Source organism: Paraburkholderia sediminicola (genome assembly GCF_046027355.1).
Classification (GTDB): Bacteria; Pseudomonadota; Gammaproteobacteria; order Burkholderiales; family Burkholderiaceae; genus Paraburkholderia; species Paraburkholderia sediminicola_B.
This window is the reverse complement of record NZ_JAQQEK010000023.1, coordinates 53,497-73,090: the sequence shown is the minus strand read 5'-3', so window position 1 is coordinate 73,090 and position 19,594 is coordinate 53,497. Positions and strand designations below refer to the sequence as shown.

At 63.3% G+C, this 19,594-nt stretch carries 20 protein-coding genes; 10 read left to right on the top strand and 10 right to left on the bottom strand.

Translation table 11 applies throughout. The features are described from left to right. Positions 1-102: 102 nt before the first annotated feature. Genes PQR42_RS31565 through PQR42_RS31550 form a run of 4 tightly spaced genes read left to right on the top strand, consistent with a single transcriptional unit; the run spans position 103 to position 4,371 of the window. Positions 103-714: a DUF4126 domain-containing protein gene (locus PQR42_RS31565; RefSeq protein WP_408214481.1), complete on the top strand. Its 612-nt coding sequence runs from the start codon at positions 103-105 to the stop codon at positions 712-714. Continuing rightward, entirely contained in the window at positions 711-3,296 is a 2,586-nt protein-coding gene (locus PQR42_RS31560) for an ABC transporter permease (protein ID WP_408388350.1), read from the top strand. Before PQR42_RS31565 ends, PQR42_RS31560 begins: the two co-directional genes overlap by 4 nt. A gap of 27 nt (positions 3,297-3,323) precedes the next feature. Continuing rightward, entirely contained in the window at positions 3,324-3,737 is a 414-nt protein-coding gene (locus PQR42_RS31555; protein ID WP_310812467.1) for a group II truncated hemoglobin, read from the top strand. Continuing rightward, complete coding sequence (locus tag PQR42_RS31550) at positions 3,730-4,371, top strand: DUF924 family protein (RefSeq protein WP_408388348.1); 642 nt, start codon at positions 3,730-3,732, stop codon at positions 4,369-4,371. The genes PQR42_RS31555 and PQR42_RS31550 overlap by 8 nt, the downstream gene beginning before the upstream one ends. A gap of 66 nt (positions 4,372-4,437) precedes the next feature. Here the strand turns inward: PQR42_RS31550 and PQR42_RS31545 are convergent, their stop codons facing one another. From PQR42_RS31545 to PQR42_RS31500, 10 genes are all read right to left on the bottom strand, one after another. Next, on the bottom strand, positions 4,438-5,184 hold the full coding sequence (locus PQR42_RS31545; protein ID WP_106306719.1) for an SDR family oxidoreductase: 747 nt from the start codon (positions 5,182-5,184) through the stop codon (positions 4,438-4,440). A gap of 24 nt (positions 5,185-5,208) precedes the next feature. Beyond that, positions 5,209-5,793, bottom strand: a complete 585-nt coding sequence (locus PQR42_RS31540) for an LOG family protein (RefSeq protein ID WP_132375278.1) — start codon at positions 5,791-5,793, stop codon at positions 5,209-5,211. A gap of 2 nt (positions 5,794-5,795) precedes the next feature. Further along, on the bottom strand, positions 5,796-6,521 hold the full coding sequence (locus PQR42_RS31535; protein WP_132375276.1) for a TetR/AcrR family transcriptional regulator: 726 nt from the start codon (positions 6,519-6,521) through the stop codon (positions 5,796-5,798). A gap of 205 nt (positions 6,522-6,726) precedes the next feature. Further along, a complete protein-coding gene (locus tag PQR42_RS31530) occupies positions 6,727-7,383 on the bottom strand; it encodes a diacylglycerol kinase (RefSeq protein ID WP_408388346.1) in 657 nt (218 codons plus the stop codon). 20 nt (positions 7,384-7,403) lie between these two features. Next, positions 7,404-8,435, bottom strand: coding sequence for a glycosyltransferase family 4 protein (locus PQR42_RS31525; protein ID WP_408388344.1), 1,032 nt, complete (start codon positions 8,433-8,435; stop codon positions 7,404-7,406). 30 nt (positions 8,436-8,465) lie between these two features. Then, a complete protein-coding gene (locus PQR42_RS31520; RefSeq protein ID WP_408214498.1) occupies positions 8,466-9,407 on the bottom strand; it encodes a UDP-2,3-diacylglucosamine diphosphatase in 942 nt (313 codons plus the stop codon). A 365-nt stretch (positions 9,408-9,772) separates the two neighbouring features. Further along, positions 9,773-10,294: an RDD family protein gene (locus PQR42_RS31515; RefSeq protein ID WP_408214500.1), complete on the bottom strand. Its 522-nt coding sequence runs from the start codon at positions 10,292-10,294 to the stop codon at positions 9,773-9,775. A 13-nt stretch (positions 10,295-10,307) separates the two neighbouring features. Beyond that, positions 10,308-11,066 (bottom strand): DUF3106 domain-containing protein, encoded by a 759-nt coding sequence (locus tag PQR42_RS31510; protein WP_408214503.1) that lies wholly within the window; start codon positions 11,064-11,066, stop codon positions 10,308-10,310. 16 nt (positions 11,067-11,082) lie between these two features. Beyond that, on the bottom strand, positions 11,083-11,511 hold the full coding sequence (locus PQR42_RS31505) for a DUF3619 family protein (RefSeq protein ID WP_408214506.1): 429 nt from the start codon (positions 11,509-11,511) through the stop codon (positions 11,083-11,085). Continuing rightward, on the bottom strand, positions 11,508-12,071 hold the full coding sequence (locus tag PQR42_RS31500; protein ID WP_012432361.1) for an RNA polymerase sigma factor: 564 nt from the start codon (positions 12,069-12,071) through the stop codon (positions 11,508-11,510). The genes PQR42_RS31505 and PQR42_RS31500 overlap by 4 nt, the downstream gene beginning before the upstream one ends. A gap of 351 nt (positions 12,072-12,422) precedes the next feature. Between PQR42_RS31500 and PQR42_RS31495 the strand changes: the two genes are divergently transcribed. The 6 genes from PQR42_RS31495 (at position 12,423) to PQR42_RS31470 (ending at position 19,528) form a co-directional block, all read left to right on the top strand. Beyond that, positions 12,423-14,186, top strand: a complete 1,764-nt coding sequence (locus PQR42_RS31495) for an acetolactate synthase 3 catalytic subunit (protein WP_408214509.1) — start codon at positions 12,423-12,425, stop codon at positions 14,184-14,186. A gap of 110 nt (positions 14,187-14,296) precedes the next feature. After that, entirely contained in the window at positions 14,297-14,788 is a 492-nt protein-coding gene (ilvN, locus tag PQR42_RS31490; protein WP_007175629.1) for an acetolactate synthase small subunit, read from the top strand. Between the two features lie 122 nt (positions 14,789-14,910). After that, positions 14,911-15,927, top strand: coding sequence for a ketol-acid reductoisomerase (gene ilvC / locus PQR42_RS31485; RefSeq protein WP_408214512.1), 1,017 nt, complete (start codon positions 14,911-14,913; stop codon positions 15,925-15,927). Between the two features lie 130 nt (positions 15,928-16,057). Next, positions 16,058-16,696, top strand: a complete 639-nt coding sequence (locus PQR42_RS31480) for a phosphatidylserine decarboxylase (RefSeq protein WP_012432365.1) — start codon at positions 16,058-16,060, stop codon at positions 16,694-16,696. Positions 16,697-16,720: 24 nt separating this feature from the next. Then, the gene (pssA, locus tag PQR42_RS31475; RefSeq protein ID WP_408214516.1) at positions 16,721-17,587 is read left to right on the top strand and encodes a CDP-diacylglycerol--serine O-phosphatidyltransferase; all 867 of its coding nucleotides are present in this window, start codon (positions 16,721-16,723) and stop codon (positions 17,585-17,587) included. 393 nt (positions 17,588-17,980) lie between these two features. Further along, positions 17,981-19,528, top strand: a complete 1,548-nt coding sequence (locus tag PQR42_RS31470) for a 2-isopropylmalate synthase (protein ID WP_408388342.1) — start codon at positions 17,981-17,983, stop codon at positions 19,526-19,528. Positions 19,529-19,594 lie beyond the last annotated feature (66 nt).

Here is a 19,594-nt window from a genome sequence, read left to right as displayed (position 1 = left end):
TTTGGCGCGACCGGCTTGGCGCGGGTCTGACGACTTCGATGCGGCTTCCTCATTAGTGGCCCGCCGAAGCGCCCGGCACGCACAGCGCGCCTGGAGGCGGCCATGCTTGAATCACTTTCGCTCGCGGCGGGCCTCTCATGGGGCAGCGGCCTGCGCCTCTATCTGACGGTCCTGCTGGCCGGCGTGTTCGCCCGGCTCGGCTTCATCCATCTTCCCGATACGCTGTCCGCGTTGTCCTCGCCGTGGGTGATCGGCGTGGCGGGCGTGCTGACCGTCACCGAATTCCTCGCCGACAAGATCCCCGCGTTCGATTCGCTGTGGGACGCGGTCCATACCTTCATCCGCATTCCGGCGGGCGCCGTGCTGGCAGCCGGCGCGCTTGGCCATGCCGATCCGGCGCTGTTGACCGTGGCCGCGCTCGCGGGCGGCACGTTGGCGGGTACGGCGCACCTTGCTAAAGCAGGCACGCGCGCGCTGATCAATCTGTCGCCGGAACCGGTGTCCAACGTCGTGACCTCGACCGCTGAAGACGGCCTCGTGTTCGGCGGCATGCTGCTCGCGCTGTTCGTGCCGCTCGTCTTTCTGGTGTTGATGGTGGGCTTCCTGATGCTGGCCGGCTGGGCATTGCCGCGGCTCTGGCGTGGGGTGCAGGGCGGTTTTCGCGGCATGGCGACGCACATGGTGTCGCGCTTTGCCAGGAGCAGGCACGATTGAGCGATACGGTACGGGGTTCCACGGCGCGCACGGCTTTACCGACGACGACGCGCCGGTTCGGTGGCATGGATCTGGTGCGCCAGTCCATTCGCATGACGTCGCGCGACTGGCGCGCGGGCGAGTTGACGATGCTGCTGCTGGCGCTGGTGCTGGCCGTGGCGGCTTTGTCGAGTGTCGGCTTTCTGGCTGACCGTCTGCACCAGGGGCTCGAGCGCGACGCGCGGCGCATGATTGCCGCCGACTTCATCGTGCGGGCCGATCATCCGGTCGATCCGCAATTCGCCGGGCAAGCCAAAGCGCTTGGTCTGAATACCGCCAGCACGGCGATCTTTCCCAGCATGATCAATTCGACCGGCGCGCAGCCGGTCTCGCGGCTCGCCGCCATCAAGGCCGTGTCGCCCGGTTATCCGTTGCGCGGCGCGTTGCGCATCGCGTCGGCGCCGGGCGCGGCGGACCATCCGGCGCAGTCTATTCCGCCGCCGGGCGTCGTGTGGGTCGATCAGGCGCTGCTCGACGCGTTGAAGGTGCATGTCGGCGATGCGGTGAAAGTCGGCGGCCGCAACTTCACGATCGGCGCGGTGATCACGCGCGAGCTCGACCGCGGTTTCTCATTCGTTAATTTCTCGCCGCGCCTGATGCTGCGCGCCGATGACGTCGCATCCACTGGCCTCGTGACCTACGGCAGCCGCGTGACGTACCGCTTGCTGGTCGCCGGATCGGACGAGTCGGTGGCGCGTTTCGCGCAGTTCGCGCATGAGCGGGTGGACGGCGGCAAGATGCGCGGCGTCGCGCTCGAATCGCTGCAGGACGGCCAGCCGCAAGTGCGCCAGACGCTCGACCGCGCGAGTCACTTCCTCACGCTCGTCTCGCTGCTCACCGCGTTGCTGGCGGCCGTGGCGATTGCGATGGCCGCGCATCGGTATATGCGCCGTCATCTGGACGGCTGCGCGGCGATGCGTTGCCTCGGCGTCAGCCAGTCGACTTTGCGTGCGCTCTTCACGCTCGAATTCGTCGGACTCGGTTTGATCGGCGGCGCGCTCGGCGTTGCACTCGGTTTCCTCGGGCATCTCGCGTTACTCACGTGGCTCGGCAGTTTGATCGACGTGGTGCTGCCGTATCCGACGGCATGGCCGGCGCTCGAAGGCATTGCGGCCGGTCTCGTGCTGCTGCTGGGCTTCGCATTGCCGCCCCTGTTGCCACTTACGCGCGTGCCGCCGGTGCGCGTGCTGCGCCGCGAATGGGGCGAAGCGGGGCGCACGGCATGGGCGGCCTACGCGCTCGGCATCGTGCTGTTCGCCGCGCTGCTGATCATCGCGGCGGGTGAGTTGAAGCTCGGCGGAATCGTCGCGGGCGGCTTCGCGGGCGGGATGCTGGTGTTCGCGTGCATCGCGCGGCTGGCGCTGTGGGGCGCGGCGCGCGTCGTGCGCAGCGAGCGCGTGAATGCGAGCATTGGCTGGCGTTATGCGCTGGCGTCGCTCGAACGGCGCAGCAGCGCGAGCGCATTGCAGATCACCGCGCTCGGCATCGGACTGATGTGCCTGTTGCTGATCGCGATGACGCGCAACGACCTCGTGGCCGGCTGGCGCAAATCGACGCCGCCCGATGCGCCGAACGAGTTCATCATCGACATCCAGCCCGACCAGCGTGACGCCGTCACCCAATATCTGAGCACGCATGGCGTGCCCGGCACGGTGCTCGCGCCGATGGTGCGCGGACGGCTGACGGCGATCAACGGCAAGCCGGTCAATCCGGATTCGTTCAAGGGCGACGACGCCAAGCGTCTCGTGGATCGCGAATTCAATCTGTCGTACACGACTGAGCTGCCCGACGACAACCGCCTCGCCGCCGGCACGTGGTACGGCGACACGAAAACGTCGCAGATTTCGATCGAGCAGGGCCTCGCCAAGCTGATCAACGTGAAGCCCGGCGACATGCTGCGTTTCGATGTGACCGGCTTGCAGATCGACGCGCCGGTCACGAGTGTGCGCAAGCTCGACTGGGGTTCGTTCAAGGTCAACTTTTTCGTGCTGATGCCGCCCGCTGCCTTGCAGGATTTCCCGGCGACGTTCATCACGAGCTTCCATTTGCCGCAGGAAAAACAGTCGACCATCGACGGCCTGATCGCCGCCTATCCGAACCTCACGGCTATCGACACCGGTCCGATTCTCGCCCAGGTGCAACGCGTGTTGCAGCAGGTGATCGGCGCCGTGCAGTTCCTGTTCGCGTTCACGCTCGCGGCGGGCGTGCTCGTGCTGTACGCGGCGCTCGCCGGCACGCGTGATGAGCGTATGCGAGAATCCGCGCTGCTGCGCGCGCTGGGCGCGTCGCATCGTCAGGTGCGGGCGGTGCAGATCGCCGAGTTCGTCGCGGTGGGCGCGCTAGCGGGGTTGATGGCGGCGGCCGGCGCGCAGGCCATCGGCTACGTGCTGGCGACGCGCGTCTTCGAGTTCTATCTGAGTTTCAATCCCTGGTTGTTGCCGGCGGGCATTGCCGCCGGCATCGCGTGTGCCGGCGTGGGCGGCTGGCTGAGCCTGCGGCATGTGCTGGCGCGGCCGGCGTTGCAATCGCTGCGGGACGCGTGATTTTTTCTTATCGGTTAGTGAGCAGGTATGAGTGATTTGAACGACGAAGTGTCCGCGGCGCAGCCGACGGCCTTCGAACTGGTCGGCGGCGAAGCGCGTGTGCGCGAACTGGTCGACCGCTTTTACGACTTGATGGATCTCGAAGCGGATTTCGCCGGAATCCGCGCGTTGCATCCGGAATCGCTCGACGGTTCGCGCGACAAGTTCTTCTGGTTTTTGTGCGGCTGGATGGGCGGCCCTGATCACTACATCAGCCGGTTCGGGCATCCGCGTTTGCGCGCGCGGCATTTGCCGTTCGCGATCGCCTCCAGCGAGCGCGATCAATGGCTCAGATGCATGGCGTGGGCGATGGAAGATGTCGGTCTTGCCGAGCCGCTGAGGGAGCGCCTGCTCGGCTCGTTCTTCGAAACGGCTGACTGGATGCGCAACCGGAATGGCTAACGGGTTGGGGTTGGGCCAGACATCCGGCGCGGCATCCGCGGACTATGCTGACTTGCCTCAGGAAGCACGCGAAGTCCTCGACTGCTGGTTTGGAGTACCGGGTGCAGCGGAGTTCGGCACGGAGCGCAAAATCTGGTTTTCACGCAATGCGGCTTTCGACGCGATGCTGCGGGAACGCTTCGGTACCCTGATCGACTCGGCGCGCGAATCCGCGCTCGATAGCTGGACGCAAACACCGCTCGGCGCGCTGGCGCTCGTCATCGTGCTGGATCAGTTCTCGCGCAATTGTCACCGCGACACAGCGCGCGCGTTCGCCGCCGATCAGAAGGCCTTGCATATCGCGCAGCAGATAGTCGCGAGCGGGGCGGACCGCTTGTTGCCTACCGTGCATCATCGCGCGTTCGCTTATCTGCCGTTCGAGCACGATGAAACGGCCGAGAGCCAGCGGGAGTCGCTGCGTCTCTTCACGCAGTTGAACGCGGAGCCGGGCGGCAAGTCGTATTACCGGTCCGCGGTGCGGCACGCGGAAATCATCGAGCGTTTCGGACGCTTTCCGCATCGCAATGCGCCGCTCGGGCGTCCCTCGACGGCTGAAGAAATCGCCTTCCTGCGCACTCCTGGTTCATCGTTCTAGGCGCGCGCGCACTCGCCGCCGCTCGGCTGACATGCATGCGGCACGTAACGAGCAGGACAGCGAGACCTAACGCCCGCCCGACACATCGAGTAGCGCGCCCGTCACATACGAGGCAGCGTCGCTCAACAACCAGACGATGGTTTCCGCCACTTCGTCGGCCGTGCCGGGGCGACCCAATGGTGTGGTCGCGCCGAGTTGCGCGGCGCGCTCGGGCTTGCCGCCGCTCGCGTGGATCTCGGTGTCGATCAAGCCAGGGCGCACCGCGTTCACGCGCACACCTCGCGGGCCGAGTTCCTTGGCGAGGCCGAGCGTCATGGTGTCGACGGCGCCTTTCGAGCCGGCGTAGTCGACGTATTCGTTCGGCGAACCAAGGCGCGACGCTGCCGACGACACGTTGACGATCACGCCGCCCGCGCCGCCGCGATCAGTCGACATGCGCCGCGCGGCTTCGCGCGCGCACAGATACGCGCCCAGCACGTTGACGTCGAACATGCGCTTCAGACGCGCGAGGTCCATATCGGCGAGTTGGCTGGACGGCGCGACGATCCCGGCGTTATTGACGAGCGCATCGATCCGCCCGAACTTCTGCTGAAGCGCATCGAACATCGCGAGAACGTCGGCTTCATTCGCGACATCGCCCGCAATCGTCAACGCTCGGCCGCCGGCGCGTTCCACTTCAGCGGCGGTGTCCTGCGCCGCGGCGAGATTGCGCGCGTAATTCACGCCGACGGACCAGCCGCGCGCACCCAGCAAACGCGCGGTCGCGCGGCCAATGCCGCGGCTGCCACCGGTGATCAGAACGGCTTTCGTCATCGCAACCTCATCGTTGGGGGAAAGTCAGACCGCGTCGCGCTTGATCGCCCACTTGTCGCTGACGGGCGGCTGGTAGCGTTGCAGCTTGCCGATCAAGCCGGCAGGATCGGCGTCGATCTGCAGGATGTCGAAATAGGTCTGGCGCATGAAGCCTTCGTCGACCGTGTGCTGAAGCATGTTGATCAACGGATCGTAGAAGCCGTCGATATTCAACAGTGCCACCGCTTTCTGGTGGTAGCCGAGTTGCGCCCACGTATAGACCTCGAACAGCTCTTCGAGCGTGCCCGCGCCGCCAGGCATCGCGACGAACGCGTCGGACAGGTCGGCCATCATCTTCTTGCGATGATGCATGTCGGGCACGACATGCAGTTCGGTCAGGCCGTTATGGCCGACTTCCTTGTTGACCAGCAACTCGGGAATCACGCCGATCGCGCGGCCGCCTTCGGCCATCACCGTGTCGGCGATCACGCCCATCAGGCCGACCTTGCCGCCGCCGTACACCAGCGCCAGATCGGCTTGCACCAGCGCGCGGCCGAAGGCACGCGCCGCTTCCGCATACAAAGGTTTGGCTCCGTTGGAAGAGCCGCAATACACACACACCGACTTCATGCTCAAACGTCCTTCGGTTCGTTGCGGGGCGCGGCGCCTTCCTTGGGCGGCAGGTAGTCGTAAAACTCGCGCTTGGGCAGCTTGCCCGACACGAGGTCGTCGAAAATCTGCCGCGAGCGGCCGCGCAGATAAGGCGCCATCAGCGACACGATCTGTACGCTCACCTGATGCAGCTCCGCGCGCATCGCTTCCTGCTCGTTGTATTTGCGCGGGTTCATCACGAACTGGTACGAGAGCCAATACGTGCCGATCACGCCGACGTTGGTGGCGATCACGTGCAGCTCTTCCGGCGTGACGACCATTTCGCCGTCGGCGACGAGCTGTTCGCAGAACTGGCTCGCAAAACGCACCTTGTGGCTGATGATCTGCTTGAAATGCGTTTCGAGCGTGCGATTGCGCGCCAGCAGATCGTTCAGGTCACGATACAGGAAACGATAGCGCCACGTGAAATCGACCATGTACTGCAGATACGACCACATTTCGTCGATGGTCGCGCGATGGTCGTCGGGAAAACGCAGACGCTTTTCGATCTCCTGCTCGAACTGGCTGAAGATGCTGTTGATGATGTCGTCTTTGTTGCGGAAGTGGTAGTACAGGTTGCCTGGACTGATTTCCATTTCCTCGGCGATCGTCGTCGTCGTGACGTTCGGCTCGCCGATTTCGTTGAACAGCTTCAACGACAGTTCGAGAATCCGTTCGCGCGTGCGGCGGGGAGGTTTGGCTTCCATGTCGTCCGGCCCTGGTTAGCCGGGCTGGGGCACACGGCGGCGTGCCGCTCTTTGCGTGATCCGCCCGGACGCGGTTGGTGTATCGGACGATTATAAACCGAGCGTTCTTATACCAAGCGGATAGTCAGGGTTTTCATTGCTCAAGGCGATTTCGCGCGCCGTTCGGCGGCGGCTCGAGCGCGTTGAAACGCGGTGGCACGTGACTTCACAGCCATGCCTTGATCCAATGCACGACCAGTGGCCCGACGATCAGCAGCCACGTCATCAGGCACATGCCGAGGGCGACCATCACGGCCGCGCTGCCGAGATCCTTCGCGCGGCGCGAGAGTTCGTGGCGTTCGAGCGAAATCCGGTCGATGGCCGCTTCCACGCTCGAATTCAGCAACTCGACGATCAGTACGAGCAGCACGGAGCCGAGCAGCAACACGCGCGACACCGGCTCGACCGGCACCAGCACGCCGCAGGGAATCAGGATCGCGGCGAGCGTGAGCTCCTGGCGAAACGCGCTTTCCTCGCGAATCGCCACGCGAAAGCCGGCGAGCGAATTTTTCATCGCGTGCCAGGCGCGCGTGAGGCCGCGATTGCCTTTGTAGGGATTGAAAGGCAGCGGCGTGAGTGGATCGTCGGGACTGAGGGGTTCGTGCTGCGTGTCGTGTTGCGTGCCGTTTTGTTGCGTTCCGTTCGCAACGCTCGCGCCGTGCATGCCGTTCAAACCATGCGCGTGATCCGCATGATTCGACGTGCCTGGCTCGCTTACGTCGTCGAACGGTTCGATGCTCGCGTTGTCGTTGTCGTTGTCGGCATCGACGGCACGCAGCGCGCCGTTCGGCGCGCGCCCCACGGTGGATGGTCTGGTTCGCATGGACAGCTCGGCACGCCGCGTCACGCGGCGGCGCTTTCCTCGCGATACGAGGCGCGCGGCAGCGGCTTCAGATGCGCGGCGAATTGCTCGGAGGCCGCCGCCCAGGAGAAGCGTTCGGCCCACGCGCGCGCATGGTTGCGATCGATCTTCAAGGCTTCGAGGCAGGCTTCGCGCAGGTCTTCGTGCATCGCGCCGGCGCCGCCGTCGCTGAGCACGTCGATCGGACCGGTGACGGGATACGCCGCGACCGGTGTGCCGCAGGCGAGCGCTTCGAGCAGCACGAGCCCGAACGTGTCGGTGCGGCTTGGGAACACGAAGACGTCGGCCGCCGCATAGACCTTCGCCAGTTCGGCCTGCGTCAGCACGCCCAGGTAATTCGCTTGCGGATAGCGCGACTTCAGTTCGGCTAGCGCCGGACCTTCACCGGCGACCCACTTCGAACCGGGCAGATCGAGCTTCAGAAACGCTTCGACGTTCTTCTCGACCGCCACGCGTCCCACGTACAGAAAGATCGGCCGCGCGCTGTTGAGCACCTTCGAGTCCATCTGGTGAAAGATGTCCAGGTCGACGCCGCGTGTCCACAGCACGACGTTGGTGAAACCGAATTTCTCGAGGTCGCTCTTGACGACCGGCGTGGGCGCCATCACGGCCAGCGACGGCTTGTGAAACCAGTGCAGGAACTTGTAGGTCGCGTTGAGCGGAATGCCGAAGCGCGCCTGCACGTACTCCGGAAAACGCGTGTGATAAGCGGTGGTGAACGGCAGCTTGTGCTGGATCGCGTAGGCGCGCGCGGCCATGCCGAGCGGGCCTTCGGTGGCGATGTGCAGCGCGTCGGGCGAGAAGGCGTCGATACGCTCGCGCAGCTTGCGGCGCGGCAGCAGCGAGAGGCGGATCTCAGGATAAGTCGGGCAAGGGATCGTTTTGAATTCCAGCGGCGTCAGCAGATCGACGTGATGGCCGAGCGCGCTGAGTTCGCGCGTGGTGTTTTTCAGCGTGCGCACGACGCCATTGACCTGCGGTTCCCATGCATCGGTGACGATCATGATCTTCATCGGTTTTGGCCCAATAGAAGTTAAGAGGGACTACGCGGTCGCCCGGGCCTTTTGCACGCCCACTTCCGGGGAGCGCATCACGGTCCAGTAGATCACCTTCAGTTCGCCTTCATATGTCTCGACGAGTGCCGACAGGCTTTCGACCCAGTCGCCGTCGTTGCAATACAGGACGCCGTCGATATCGCGTATCTCGGCTTTATGGATGTGCCCGCAGACCACGCCGTCGCAGCCGCGGCGGCGTGCTTCGTCGGTCATTACGCGTTCGAACGAGGAGATGAAATTCACCGCGTTCTTCACCTGATGCTTCAGGTACTGCGACAGCGACCAGTACGGAAAACCGAGCCGGCTGCGGATCCGGTTGAACCAGCGGTTCAGGATCAGAATCATGGTGTAGAGCGTGTCGCCGAGATAGGCGAGCCACTTGGCGTGCTGGATCACGCCGTCGAACAGATCGCCGTGCACGATCCACAGACGCTTGCCGGCGAGCGTGGTGTGAAACGCCTCGCCGCGCACGTGGATGTCGCCGAACGCGAGGTCGCAGAACTGGCGCGCGGCTTCGTCGTGATTGCCGGGCACGTAGATCACCTGAGTGCCTTTGCGCGCCTTGCGCAGCACTTTCTGCACGACGTCGTTGTGCGCCTGCGGCCAGTACCAGCCTTTCTTCAGTTGCCAGCCGTCGATGATGTCGCCGACGAGGTACAGATACTCCGACTCGTTGTGACGCAGGAAGTCGAGCAGATAGGGCGCCTGGCAGCCGCTCGAGCCGAGATGGATGTCGGACAGCCAGATGGTGCGATAGCGGTGCGGCTCGGCGTGATCGTCGTCGTGATGACTGGCATTGCCGTCGAGCGGCAGTGGCGCCACGGGCAACGGCAAGCCGTGACTATGGTTGGGTTCCGGGCGGAACGCGACAGGGTCGACGCTCGGGCCGGTCTGGCGGAACAGGGAAGTCGCGGACGTTTTGGGGTCCATGGCTCACGCGTCGAGTTGCGGTGCCCGTATTGGGCCAAGTGTGCGTGACTGTGCCGTGACAGTCATGAGAAGTTCTTATTACTGTGGGGGCGGGAGGGGAGCTGGTGGGCGTGAAGGGCGGAGCTCGGAACGCTGATGGCCCGCGGCAGGCGTGGCTCGCGCCGACGGGTGGCGGACCGATGGGAGGGTGAAATAACTGAGAGGTCAGCACAGCCGCGGCCTGCGTGAGGCGCGTCGTGTGGTAGCGGACCGACAGCAGCGCGAAATAATCGGGCGGTCAGTGCGGCGGCGTCTGGCGAGGCTCGCGCAAGGCGATGGCGACTCGGCAGGAGGGCGAAATAATCGACCGGCTGAGCCGCGACGGCTTAGCGCGAAACGCTGATAACCCGTGTGCCGGCGAGGCGGTCGTGCAGGAATTGACGCTGCGGATCGAAACGGCCGGTAGCCGCCCACAGCACGAACCAGATGCCGGCGATCAGCAATGTCTGCGGCAGTTTGAGTCCGAGCAGCGGATGCAGCGCGAGCGGCGGCAGAAACCACAGCCACGCGAGCGCGTAGCGGGCAATCGCGCGGCCGGTAGACAGGGGCGCGCCGTCCGCGGCGACCACGCGTAGACGCCAGGTTTTCATCGGTAAAGTCTGGCCGCTGTGGGTCCAGAACCAGACGAAATACACGCCGACCACGAGGCCGATCCATGTTGCCAGCAGGTTGTGATGGGTCAGACCGTTGCGTTGCTGCGTCAGCGTGCTGAACAGATAGCCGGCGACGAACACCACGCCGAACAGGAGCAGCGCTTCGTAGAGCAGCGCCGCGAGGCGCCGCCGAACGGTCGGTGCGTTGCCGTTGGTATCGGCAGCCAGTGCCGGGGTCGTGAGCGGCTGGGACAAGGCGCGGCCGGGCTCAGGAACCGTTGAAGATCGACGGCGCTTCAGCCGGCGAAACCGGCAGCGGCGTCGCGGGCACAAAGCTTCCGGCGGCGGGAATCGGCGGCGCGGCAGCTGGGCTAGGCAACGAGGCGGCTGCGGCAGCGCTCACCGCTGCGGCGCCACTTGCGCCGTGGTCGCGTGCATTCACCAGACGATCGAGCCCCTTGATTTCACTGCGACCCGACGGCGGCGCGCTGACCACGCTGGGCCGCCGCTTGCGCTCGCTGGCGGCAAGCCGTTCCTTCTGCTCTTCGGGCAACTGCTGATAAGCCTTCCACGCGTTCTGACGAGTTTCGCGTGGCAGTTCCTTCGAGACCTGGTAATTTTCACGTGCGACGCGCCGCTGGTCGGGCGTCATACGGGTCCATTCAGTCATGCGCTCATGCAGGCGTTTTTGCGCATCAGCCGACATCTTCGGGTAACGCGATGCGATCTTGATCCATTTTCGCTTGCGTTCGTCGCTGAAGGAATCCCATTGGGCCTCGAACGGCGCGAGCGCGATATGCTCGGCCGACGTCAGGCGCGACCACGCCATCGGGCTGTTACTGCCGGGCAGGCTGGGCAATTCGACGGCGAGCGTCGGCGCGGGCGCCTTGGCGGTCGCGTTGCCGCCTGCGGCAGGCGCGCTGACGGGCGACGGGCTCGGATAAAAGCGCGGATAAGTCGCGGCAAACGACACCAGGGCCGCGATCGTGCATCCGAAAACAACGGCCAGGCCGCGCTTGTAACTCACCCGAAGAATCTCCCGCTCAGTGGGCGCGTGAAAGGTACGCGTTGAAACCGTGGTCGAGATAGGCATTGAGCGGCAGGTCGTCGCTTAGCATGGCGGCATCGATATCGGCGAGTTCGGCGGTGCGTTGCTGGTCTTCCCAGTAGGCAATGCCCACGAGGCTGACGACCAGCGCGGCGAGCGGCCACGCAAGCGCGAAGCGGCGCAGCGGCGAACGGCGGCGCTGCGGCAGTTCAACCTGCGGCATGCCGGCGGGCATGCCCGCGCCGGCGAGGGCCGGCACGAACACCGGCGCGCTCACGGTTTCGGGCTTCTTGCGGGCGAGCGCGGCGCGGCGCGCCGCGGCGAGTCGATCGACGGTGGCGGACGGAATGCTGGCGGCGTTTTCGTCGAGCGCGCGGCGCACCTGGCGGGCGAACTCGAGTTCTTTAGTTTCGAGGGAGCTCATAGCGTGATTCCTTTGGCCTTGAGCGCTTGCGCCAGCGTGTGGGTGGCCCGCGAGCAGTGCGTTTTCACACTGCCTTCGGAGCAGCCCATTGCGGCGGCAGTCTCGGCGACATCCATATCTTCCCAATAACGCATGAGAAACGCCTCCCGTTGACGTGCCGGTAACTTTTGGATCTCGTCGTCGATTAACTGCAGGACCTGTTCGCGTTCGAGTTTCTGTTCGTTGCTCTCGGAGCCCGCCGAGCCTTGCTGGGCCTCGAAGGTTTCGAGGGGGTCGAAATCCTCGTCGTCGGCGTTGCCGAGCGACGAAAACAGACTAACCCAAGTATTGCGCACTTTGGCACGACGGAAATAGTCGTGCATCGCATTCTGCAGAATACGCTGAAACAGCAGCGGAAGTTCGGCGGCCGGACGGTCGCCATATTTTTCGGCGAGCTTGATCATCGCGTCCTGCACGATATCCAGCGAGGCGTCGTCGTCCCGCACGGCGTAGACCGTCTGCTTGAATGCGCGCCTTTCGACGCCCGCCAGAAAATCGGCGAGTTCCTTGTCTGATGCCATCCGTTGGGGGTCGGCGCAGCGAGCGTGCGCGTAATCGGTCGAAAAATGTCGTAAAACTCGCGGATGCTAACAAACTTTTGCGCCGCTGGGGCGAAACGCGATTCACCTTGCATCTCTATAACAAGGTTTCGGTCAATTTCGAGATTTGGCGGAAGGCGCCACGGCAATATTTGCTTGACCGCGCGGGCGTCTGCAGATATCGTCGCTGGTTCGCAACATAAGTGACTTGTCTCAATTGAGGTGTGGCCCAAGAAGCTCACCTGTCAACTGGACGCGCCGCTTGAACCCGAGCCACAAGCCCGGCAGAGAGCACCCGATCAAATTTTTGCCGAAATTTCGAAAGGTGAATTAATGAATATGCCCAGCGCGGAATTCTCCACGTCGGATACGACACCCCATCCCGAAGCTGACTCTATCGGCGCCACCGTGCTCATGAAGGCACTGGCCGACGAAGACGTCGAGTTTGTGTGGGGCTATCCCGGCGGCTCGGTACTCTACATTTACGATGAGCTGTACAAGCAGGACAAGTTCCAGCATATCCTCGTGCGCCACGAGCAGGCCGCGGTCCACGCCGCCGACGCCTATGCGCGTTCCACCGGCAAGGTCGGTGTATGCCTCGTGACCTCCGGCCCCGGCGTCACCAATGCGGTGACCGGCATCGCCACCGCATACATGGATTCGATTCCGATGGTGGTGATCAGCGGCCAGGTGCCGACTGCCGCGATCGGTCAGGATGCGTTCCAGGAGTGCGACACGGTCGGCATCACGCGTCCTTGCGTGAAGCACAACTTCCTCGTGAAGGACGTGCGCGACCTCGCCGCCACCGTCAAGAAAGCCTTCTATATTGCCCGTACCGGCCGTCCCGGCCCGGTGCTGATCGACATTCCGAAAGACGTGTCGAAGGCGCCGTGCCAGTACGAACCGCTCAAGACGGTTTCGCTGCGCTCGTACAACCCGGTCACGAAGGGTCACTCCGGTCAGATTCGCAAGGCCGTGGCCTTGTTGCTGTCGGCCAAGCGTCCTTATATCTACACCGGCGGCGGCATCATTCTCGCGGACGCCTCGCGTGAGCTGAACCAGTTCGCCGATCTGCTCGGCTATCCCGTCACCAACACGTTGATGGGTCTGGGCGGTTACCGCGCGAGCGACAAGAAATTCCTCGGCATGCTCGGCATGCACGGCACGTACGAAGCCAACATGGCGATGCAGCACTGCGACGTGCTGATCGCGATCGGCGCGCGCTTCGACGACCGTGTGATCGGCGACCCGGCGCACTTCTCGTCGCGTCCGCGCAAGATCATCCATATCGACATCGATCCTTCCTCCATCTCCAAGCGCGTCAAGGTCGATATTCCGATCGTCGGCGACGTGAAGGAAGTGCTGAAGGAGCTGATCGAGCAGTTGCAAACGGCCGAGCATGGCCCGGACACCGCGGCGCTCGCCGACTGGTGGAAGGACATCGAAGCTTGGCGCGCGAAAGACTGCCTCAAGTTCGACCGCAAGAGCGAGATCATCAAGCCGCAGTACGTGGTGGAAAAGGCGTGGGAACTGACCGACGGCAATGCCTTCGTGTGTTCCGACGTCGGCCAGCACCAGATGTGGGCGGCGCAGTTCTATCGCTTCAACAAGCCGCGCCGCTGGATCAACTCCGGTGGTCTCGGCACGATGGGCTTCGGCCTGCCGGCGGCGATGGGCGTGAAGATGGCGCACCCGGACGACGACGTGCTCTGCATCACGGGCGAAGGCTCGATCCAGATGTGTATCCAGGAGCTCTCCACCTGCAAGCAGTACGAGACTCCGATAAAGATCATTTCGCTCAACAACCGCTATCTGGGCATGGTGCGCCAGTGGCAGCAGATCGAATACAGCAAGCGCTATTCGCATTCGTACATGGATGCGCTGCCGGATTTCGTGAAGCTCGCCGAGGCGTACGGCCACGTCGGCATGCGTATCGAACGCACGGCCGATGTCGAGCCGGCGCTCAAGGAAGCGCTGCGCCTGAAAGATCGCACGGTGTTTCTCGATTTCCAGACCGATCCGACCGAAAACGTCTGGCCGATGGTTCAGGCCGGCAAGGGCATCACCGAGATGCTCATGGGTTCGGAAGATCTATAACGACGGCATCTGTGCCGGCTTCGTCCCGCGCGCCTTCATGAAAGGCGAGGGCGGACGAAGCGGCGCGAACCGTTCGCAGACATCGACAAAACATCTGGAAGAAGCGAAACATGAGACACATCATTTCCGTCCTGCTGGAAAACGAACCGGGCGCGTTATCACGCGTGGTTGGTCTCTTCTCCGCACGCGGCTACAACATTGAAACCTTGACGGTGGCTCCGACCGAAGACCGTTCGCTGTCGCGCATGACCATCGTCTCCATTGGCTCGGACGACGTGATCGAACAGATCACGAAGCATCTGAACCGCCTGATCGAGGTGGTGAAAGTGGTCGACCTTACCGAGGGCGCCCACATCGAACGCGAGCTGATGTTGATCAAGGTGAGGGCGGTCGGCAAGGAACGTGAGGAGATGAAACGGATGTCGGATATTTTCCGCGGCCGCATCATCGACGTTACCGAAAAGACCTACACGATCGAACTGACGGGCGCGAGCGACAAGCTCGATGCCTTTATCGAAGGGCTCGACGCCACCGCGATTCTCGAAACGGTCCGCACGGGCAGCTCGGGGATCGGTCGCGGCGAGCGCATTCTAAAGGTGTGACGCGCGAGCGTTCAGATCGTCTCGATCCAGGCCGGGCCGTGCCTTCAAGAACTCGGCCAAGCAACACACTATTTGCAGCATTTGAATTTCACTGAATCATCGAATTTAGCCAAGGAACCGACATGAAAGTTTTCTACGACAAGGACGCTGACCTCTCCCTCATCAAGGGCAAGCAAGTCACCATCATCGGCTATGGCTCGCAAGGCCATGCGCACGCGCTGAACCTGAAGGAAAGCGGCGTGAACATCACGGTCGGTCTGCGCAAGGGCGGCGCATCGTGGAGCAAGGCTGAGAACGCCGGCCTGCAAGTCAAGGAAGTGGCGGAAGCCGTCAAGGGCGCAGACGTCGTCATGATGCTGCTGCCGGACGAGCAGATCGCCGAAGTCTATGCCAAGGAAGTGCACGCCAACGCCAAGCAAGGCGCTGCGCTGGCATTCGCTCACGGCTTCAACGTTCACTACGGTCAGGTGATTCCGCGTGCCGACCTCGACGTCATCATGATCGCGCCGAAGGCGCCGGGCCACACGGTTCGCGGCACCTACACGCAAGGTGGCGGCGTGCCGCACCTGATCGCGGTTGCGCAAGACAAGTCGGGCGCAGCACGTGACATCGCACTGTCGTACGCGGCAGCGAACGGCGGCGGCCGTGCCGGCATCATCGAAACCAACTTCCGCGAAGAGACGGAAACCGACCTGTTCGGCGAACAAGCCGTGCTGTGCGGCGGGACGGTCGACCTGATCAAGGCCGGCTTCGAAACGCTGGTGGAAGCGGGCTACGCGCCGGAAATGGCGTACTTCGAATGCCTGCACGAACTGAAGCTGATCGTCGACCTGATCTACGAAGGCGGCATCGCGAACATGAACTACTCGATCTCGAACAACGCTGAATACGGCGAGTACGTGACGGGTCCGCGTATCGTGACGGCTGAAACGAAGAAGGCGATGAAGGCTGTGCTGACCGACATTCAGACGGGCGAGTACGCGAAGAGCTTCATCATCGAAAACAAGGCCGGCGCACCGACGCTGCAGTCGCGCCGCCGTTTGACGTCCGAGCATCAGATCGAACAGGTCGGTGCGAAGCTGCGTTCCATGATGCCGTGGATCGCTGCGAACAAGCTGGTCGACCAGTCGAAGAACTAAGCGGGTTCCAGCTCATGTCCGGTGCGGCGCTATGCCGTAAGTGCCGGACAGATCGAAAAGCCGTCCAAGGGTGCTGAACCCTGGGCGGCTTTTGCTATCCTACGGTTTTACAAAAACACAGAAGCCATTCATGAATTACCCTCATCCGATCATCGCGCGAGAAGGCTGGCCGTTCATCGCCATCGCGGCCGTCGTTGCACTCCTGGTTCACTTCATCGCGGGGTTCGGCTTTTCATGGCTGTTCTGGCTCCTCCTGATCTTCGTCGTGCAGTTCTTCCGCGATCCGGCGCGCCCGATCCCCACGCAGGCGAATGCCGTGCTGTGCCCGGCCGACGGCCGTATCGTCGCGGTCGAAACCGCGCATGATCCGTATGCCAATCGTGAAGCGCTGAAGATCAGCGTGTTCATGAACGTCTTCAACGTCCACTCGCAACGCTCGCCGGTGGATGGCGCGATCTCCAAGGTCGAATATTTCCCGGGCGCGTATCTGAATGCCGCGGTGGACAAGGCTTCCACCGAAAATGAGCGCAATGCGGTGGTGATCGAAATGGCCGGTGGCCAGACGGTGACCTCGGTGCAGATCGCCGGTCTGATCGCGCGGCGCATTCTTTGCTACGTACGGGCAGGTGAGCCGCTCACCCGTGGTCAACGTTACGGATTTATCCGCTTCGGTTCGCGCGTCGACGTGTATCTGCCGGTGGGCAGCCGTCCGCGTGTGTCGATCGGCGAGAAGGTTTCGGCGTCGTCCACGATCCTCGCTGAACTATAAAGCGGCACCAAGGAGGGTTTCCGAATGGCCGCATTCAAACCGCGTCGACCCCGTAACAGCGGACCGCTTCCGCGTCCGTTTCGCCGTAACAAGCCGATGGTGACGGAGGCGGCGGTCGACAGTCGGCGCGCCAAGCGTCAGCAGTTCCTGAGAAAGCGCGGCATTTATCTGCTGCCGAACGCCTTCACCACGGCGGCGCTGTTCTGCGGCTTCTTTGCCGTGGTGCAGGCCATGAATGTGCGCTTCGAGGTCGCGGCCATCGCGATCTTCGTGGCCATGGTGCTCGACGGCATGGACGGCCGCGTCGCCCGCATGACGCATACGCAAAGCGCGTTCGGCGAGCAGTTCGACAGCCTGTCGGACATGGTGTCGTTCGGCGTGGCGCCGGCGCTCGTGATGTACGAGTGGATTCTGAAGGACCTCGGCCGGTGGGGCTGGCTCGCGGCGTTCGTCTATTGTTCGGGCGCGGCGTTGCGTCTCGCGCGCTTCAACACGAACATCGGCGTGGTCGACAAGCGTTTCTTCCAGGGCATGCCGAGCCCGGCCGCGGCGGCGCTGATCGCCGGTTTCGTGTGGCTCGCCACCGACAACCGCGTGCCGCTCAAGCTGGTCTGGCTGCCGTGGGTGGCCTTCGTGCTGACCATCTATGCCGGCGTGACGATGGTGTCGAACGCGCCGTTCTATAGCGGCAAGGCGCTCGACGTGCGACATCGCGTGCCGTTCGGCGTGATTCTGCTGGTGGTGGTCGCGTTCGTGCTGGTGTCCTCGGACCCGCCGCTGATGCTGTTCGGCCTGTTCGTGCTGTACGGCCTGTCCGGCTACGTGTTCTGGGGTTATCAGGCGGTACGGGGCAGGGCGAATCCGGCTCGATCGGTGTCGGTAGACAGGTAGCGGCTCGTTTGCGTGCGCTGCCAGGCACGACATGGGAAAACGGCGGCTCTCGGCCCGCCGTTTTTCGTTCGGCGAGCCCGTCCGGCGGCGCCCCGCGGCCCGTCACAGGCAGGTCCGGCGCTAATTGCATGGCGGCGGGAATGTCGCTATAGTCGTTGGATCAATGCGTTCACGTTCGTTGTCGAAACGCGCAACGAGCCTCGACAGGCGGCGCGCCGCTGAGCGGTGCCCATGCTGGAGCGTCCGCCGCGCTGATTGTCACGCTTTGGGTCACGCTGATCGTTTTTACCCTCCGTCCGCCTTCTCCGTGATCGAGTGTCGCCAGCGGTGGCGCAGACAGCCGAATTCCAATATCCCATCCCCACAATTGAACGACTCCGCAGGAGACTCGACATGTCCGACAAACTGATCATATTCGACACCACGTTGCGAGACGGCGAACAATCGCCCGGCGCGTCGATGACGAAAGAAGAGAAAATCCGTATCGCGAAGCAGCTCGAGCGGATGAAAGTGGACGTGATCGAAGCAGGCTTCGCGGCAAGCTCGAACGGCGACTTCGATTCGATCCATACGATCGCGGGCCTGATCAAGGACAGCACGGTCTGCTCGCTCGCCCGCGCGAACGACAAAGACATTCAGCGCGCGGCCGACGCGCTCAAACCCGCCGATCACTTTCGCATCCACACATTCATTGCAACCTCGCCGTTGCACATGGAAAAGAAGCTGCGCATGACGCCGGACCAGGTGTTCGAGCAAGCGAAGCTGGCCGTGCGTTTCGCCCGCAAATTCACCGACGACGTCGAGTTCTCGCCGGAAGACGGCAGCCGCTCGGATATGGACTTTCTGTGCCGCGTGCTGGAAGCGGTGATTGCCGAAGGCGCGACCACGATTAACATCGCCGACACAGTCGGTTATGGCGTGCCGGAGTTGTACGGTCAGCTTGTCAAAACGCTGCGCGAGCGCATTCCGAACTCGCATAAAGCGGTGTTCTCGGTGCATTGCCATAACGACCTCGGCATGGCGGTGGCGAACTCGCTGGCCGGCGTGCAGATCGGTGGCGCGCGTCAGGTCGAGTGCACGATCAACGGCCTCGGCGAGCGCGCGGGCAACACGTCGCTCGAAGAAATCGTGATGGCGGTGAAGACCCGCAAGGACTACTTCGGCCTCGATATCGGGCTCGATACCACACAGATCGTGCCGGCTTCGAAGCTGGTGTCGCAGATCACCGGTTTCGTCGTGCAGCCGAACAAGGCGGTGGTCGGCGCGAACGCGTTTGCGCATGCTTCGGGTATCCATCAGGACGGCGTACTGAAGGCGCGCGACACCTACGAAATCATGCGCGCCGAGGACGTGGGCTGGAGCGCGAACAAGATCGTGCTCGGCAAGCTGTCCGGCCGTAACGCGTTCAAGCAGCGTCTGCAGGAACTGGGCATCGCGCTGGATGGCGAAGCCGAATTGAACACGGCGTTTGCGCGCTTCAAGGAACTGGCCGACCGCAAATCGGAAATCTTCGATGAGGACATTATCGCGATCGTCACGGAAGAATCGGCTGAGGCGCAGGAGAAGGAGCACTACAAGTTCCTGTCGCTGTCGCAACATTCGGAAACCGGCGAGCAGCCGCACGCGAAGATCGTGTTCTCCATGGAAGGCAAGGAAGTGACCGGCGAAGCGCGCGGCAACGGTCCGGTCGACGCCACGCTGAACGCGATCGAAACGGAAGTGGGCAGCGGCTCGGAACTGTTGCTGTATTCGGTGAACGCGATCACCACCGGTACGCAGGCACAAGGCGAAGTGACCGTGCGCTTGTCGAAGAGCGGGCGCATCGTCAACGGCGTGGGCACCGATCCGGATATCGTCGCGGCTTCGGCGAAGGCGTATATCTCGGCGCTCAACAAGCTGTATTCGAACGCGGACAAGTTGAATCCGCAACGTTCGGAGTGAGCGGCGTGGTAGCAGCGCGCTGACGGCACGACAGCGTGGCCATCGTTGTCGTATGAGTTAAGAAAG

Coding starts and splice junctions, on each gene's coding strand:
- PQR42_RS31550 (WP_408388348.1), top strand. CDS start 3,730: ATGGCTAACGGGTTGGGGTTGGGCCAGACATCCGGCGCGGCATCCGCG.
- PQR42_RS31545 (WP_106306719.1), bottom strand. CDS start 5,184: ATGACGAAAGCCGTTCTGATCACCGGTGGCAGCCGCGGCATTGGCCGC.
- PQR42_RS31480 (WP_012432365.1), top strand. CDS start 16,058: ATGAATTACCCTCATCCGATCATCGCGCGAGAAGGCTGGCCGTTCATC.
- ilvN (WP_007175629.1), top strand. CDS start 14,297: ATGAGACACATCATTTCCGTCCTGCTGGAAAACGAACCGGGCGCGTTA.
- PQR42_RS31565 (WP_408214481.1), top strand. CDS start 103: ATGCTTGAATCACTTTCGCTCGCGGCGGGCCTCTCATGGGGCAGCGGC.
- PQR42_RS31525 (WP_408388344.1), bottom strand. CDS start 8,435: ATGAAGATCATGATCGTCACCGATGCATGGGAACCGCAGGTCAATGGC.
- PQR42_RS31555 (WP_310812467.1), top strand. CDS start 3,324: ATGAGTGATTTGAACGACGAAGTGTCCGCGGCGCAGCCGACGGCCTTC.
- ilvC (WP_408214512.1), top strand. CDS start 14,911: ATGAAAGTTTTCTACGACAAGGACGCTGACCTCTCCCTCATCAAGGGC.
- PQR42_RS31520 (WP_408214498.1), bottom strand. CDS start 9,407: ATGGACCCCAAAACGTCCGCGACTTCCCTGTTCCGCCAGACCGGCCCG.
- pssA (WP_408214516.1), top strand. CDS start 16,721: ATGGCCGCATTCAAACCGCGTCGACCCCGTAACAGCGGACCGCTTCCG.
- PQR42_RS31495 (WP_408214509.1), top strand. CDS start 12,423: ATGAATATGCCCAGCGCGGAATTCTCCACGTCGGATACGACACCCCAT.
- PQR42_RS31535 (WP_132375276.1), bottom strand. CDS start 6,521: ATGGAAGCCAAACCTCCCCGCCGCACGCGCGAACGGATTCTCGAACTG.
- PQR42_RS31505 (WP_408214506.1), bottom strand. CDS start 11,511: ATGAGCTCCCTCGAAACTAAAGAACTCGAGTTCGCCCGCCAGGTGCGC.
- PQR42_RS31540 (WP_132375278.1), bottom strand. CDS start 5,793: ATGAAGTCGGTGTGTGTGTATTGCGGCTCTTCCAACGGAGCCAAACCT.
- PQR42_RS31530 (WP_408388346.1), bottom strand. CDS start 7,383: ATGCGAACCAGACCATCCACCGTGGGGCGCGCGCCGAACGGCGCGCTG.
- PQR42_RS31500 (WP_012432361.1), bottom strand. CDS start 12,071: ATGGCATCAGACAAGGAACTCGCCGATTTTCTGGCGGGCGTCGAAAGG.
- PQR42_RS31470 (WP_408388342.1), top strand. CDS start 17,981: ATGTCCGACAAACTGATCATATTCGACACCACGTTGCGAGACGGCGAA.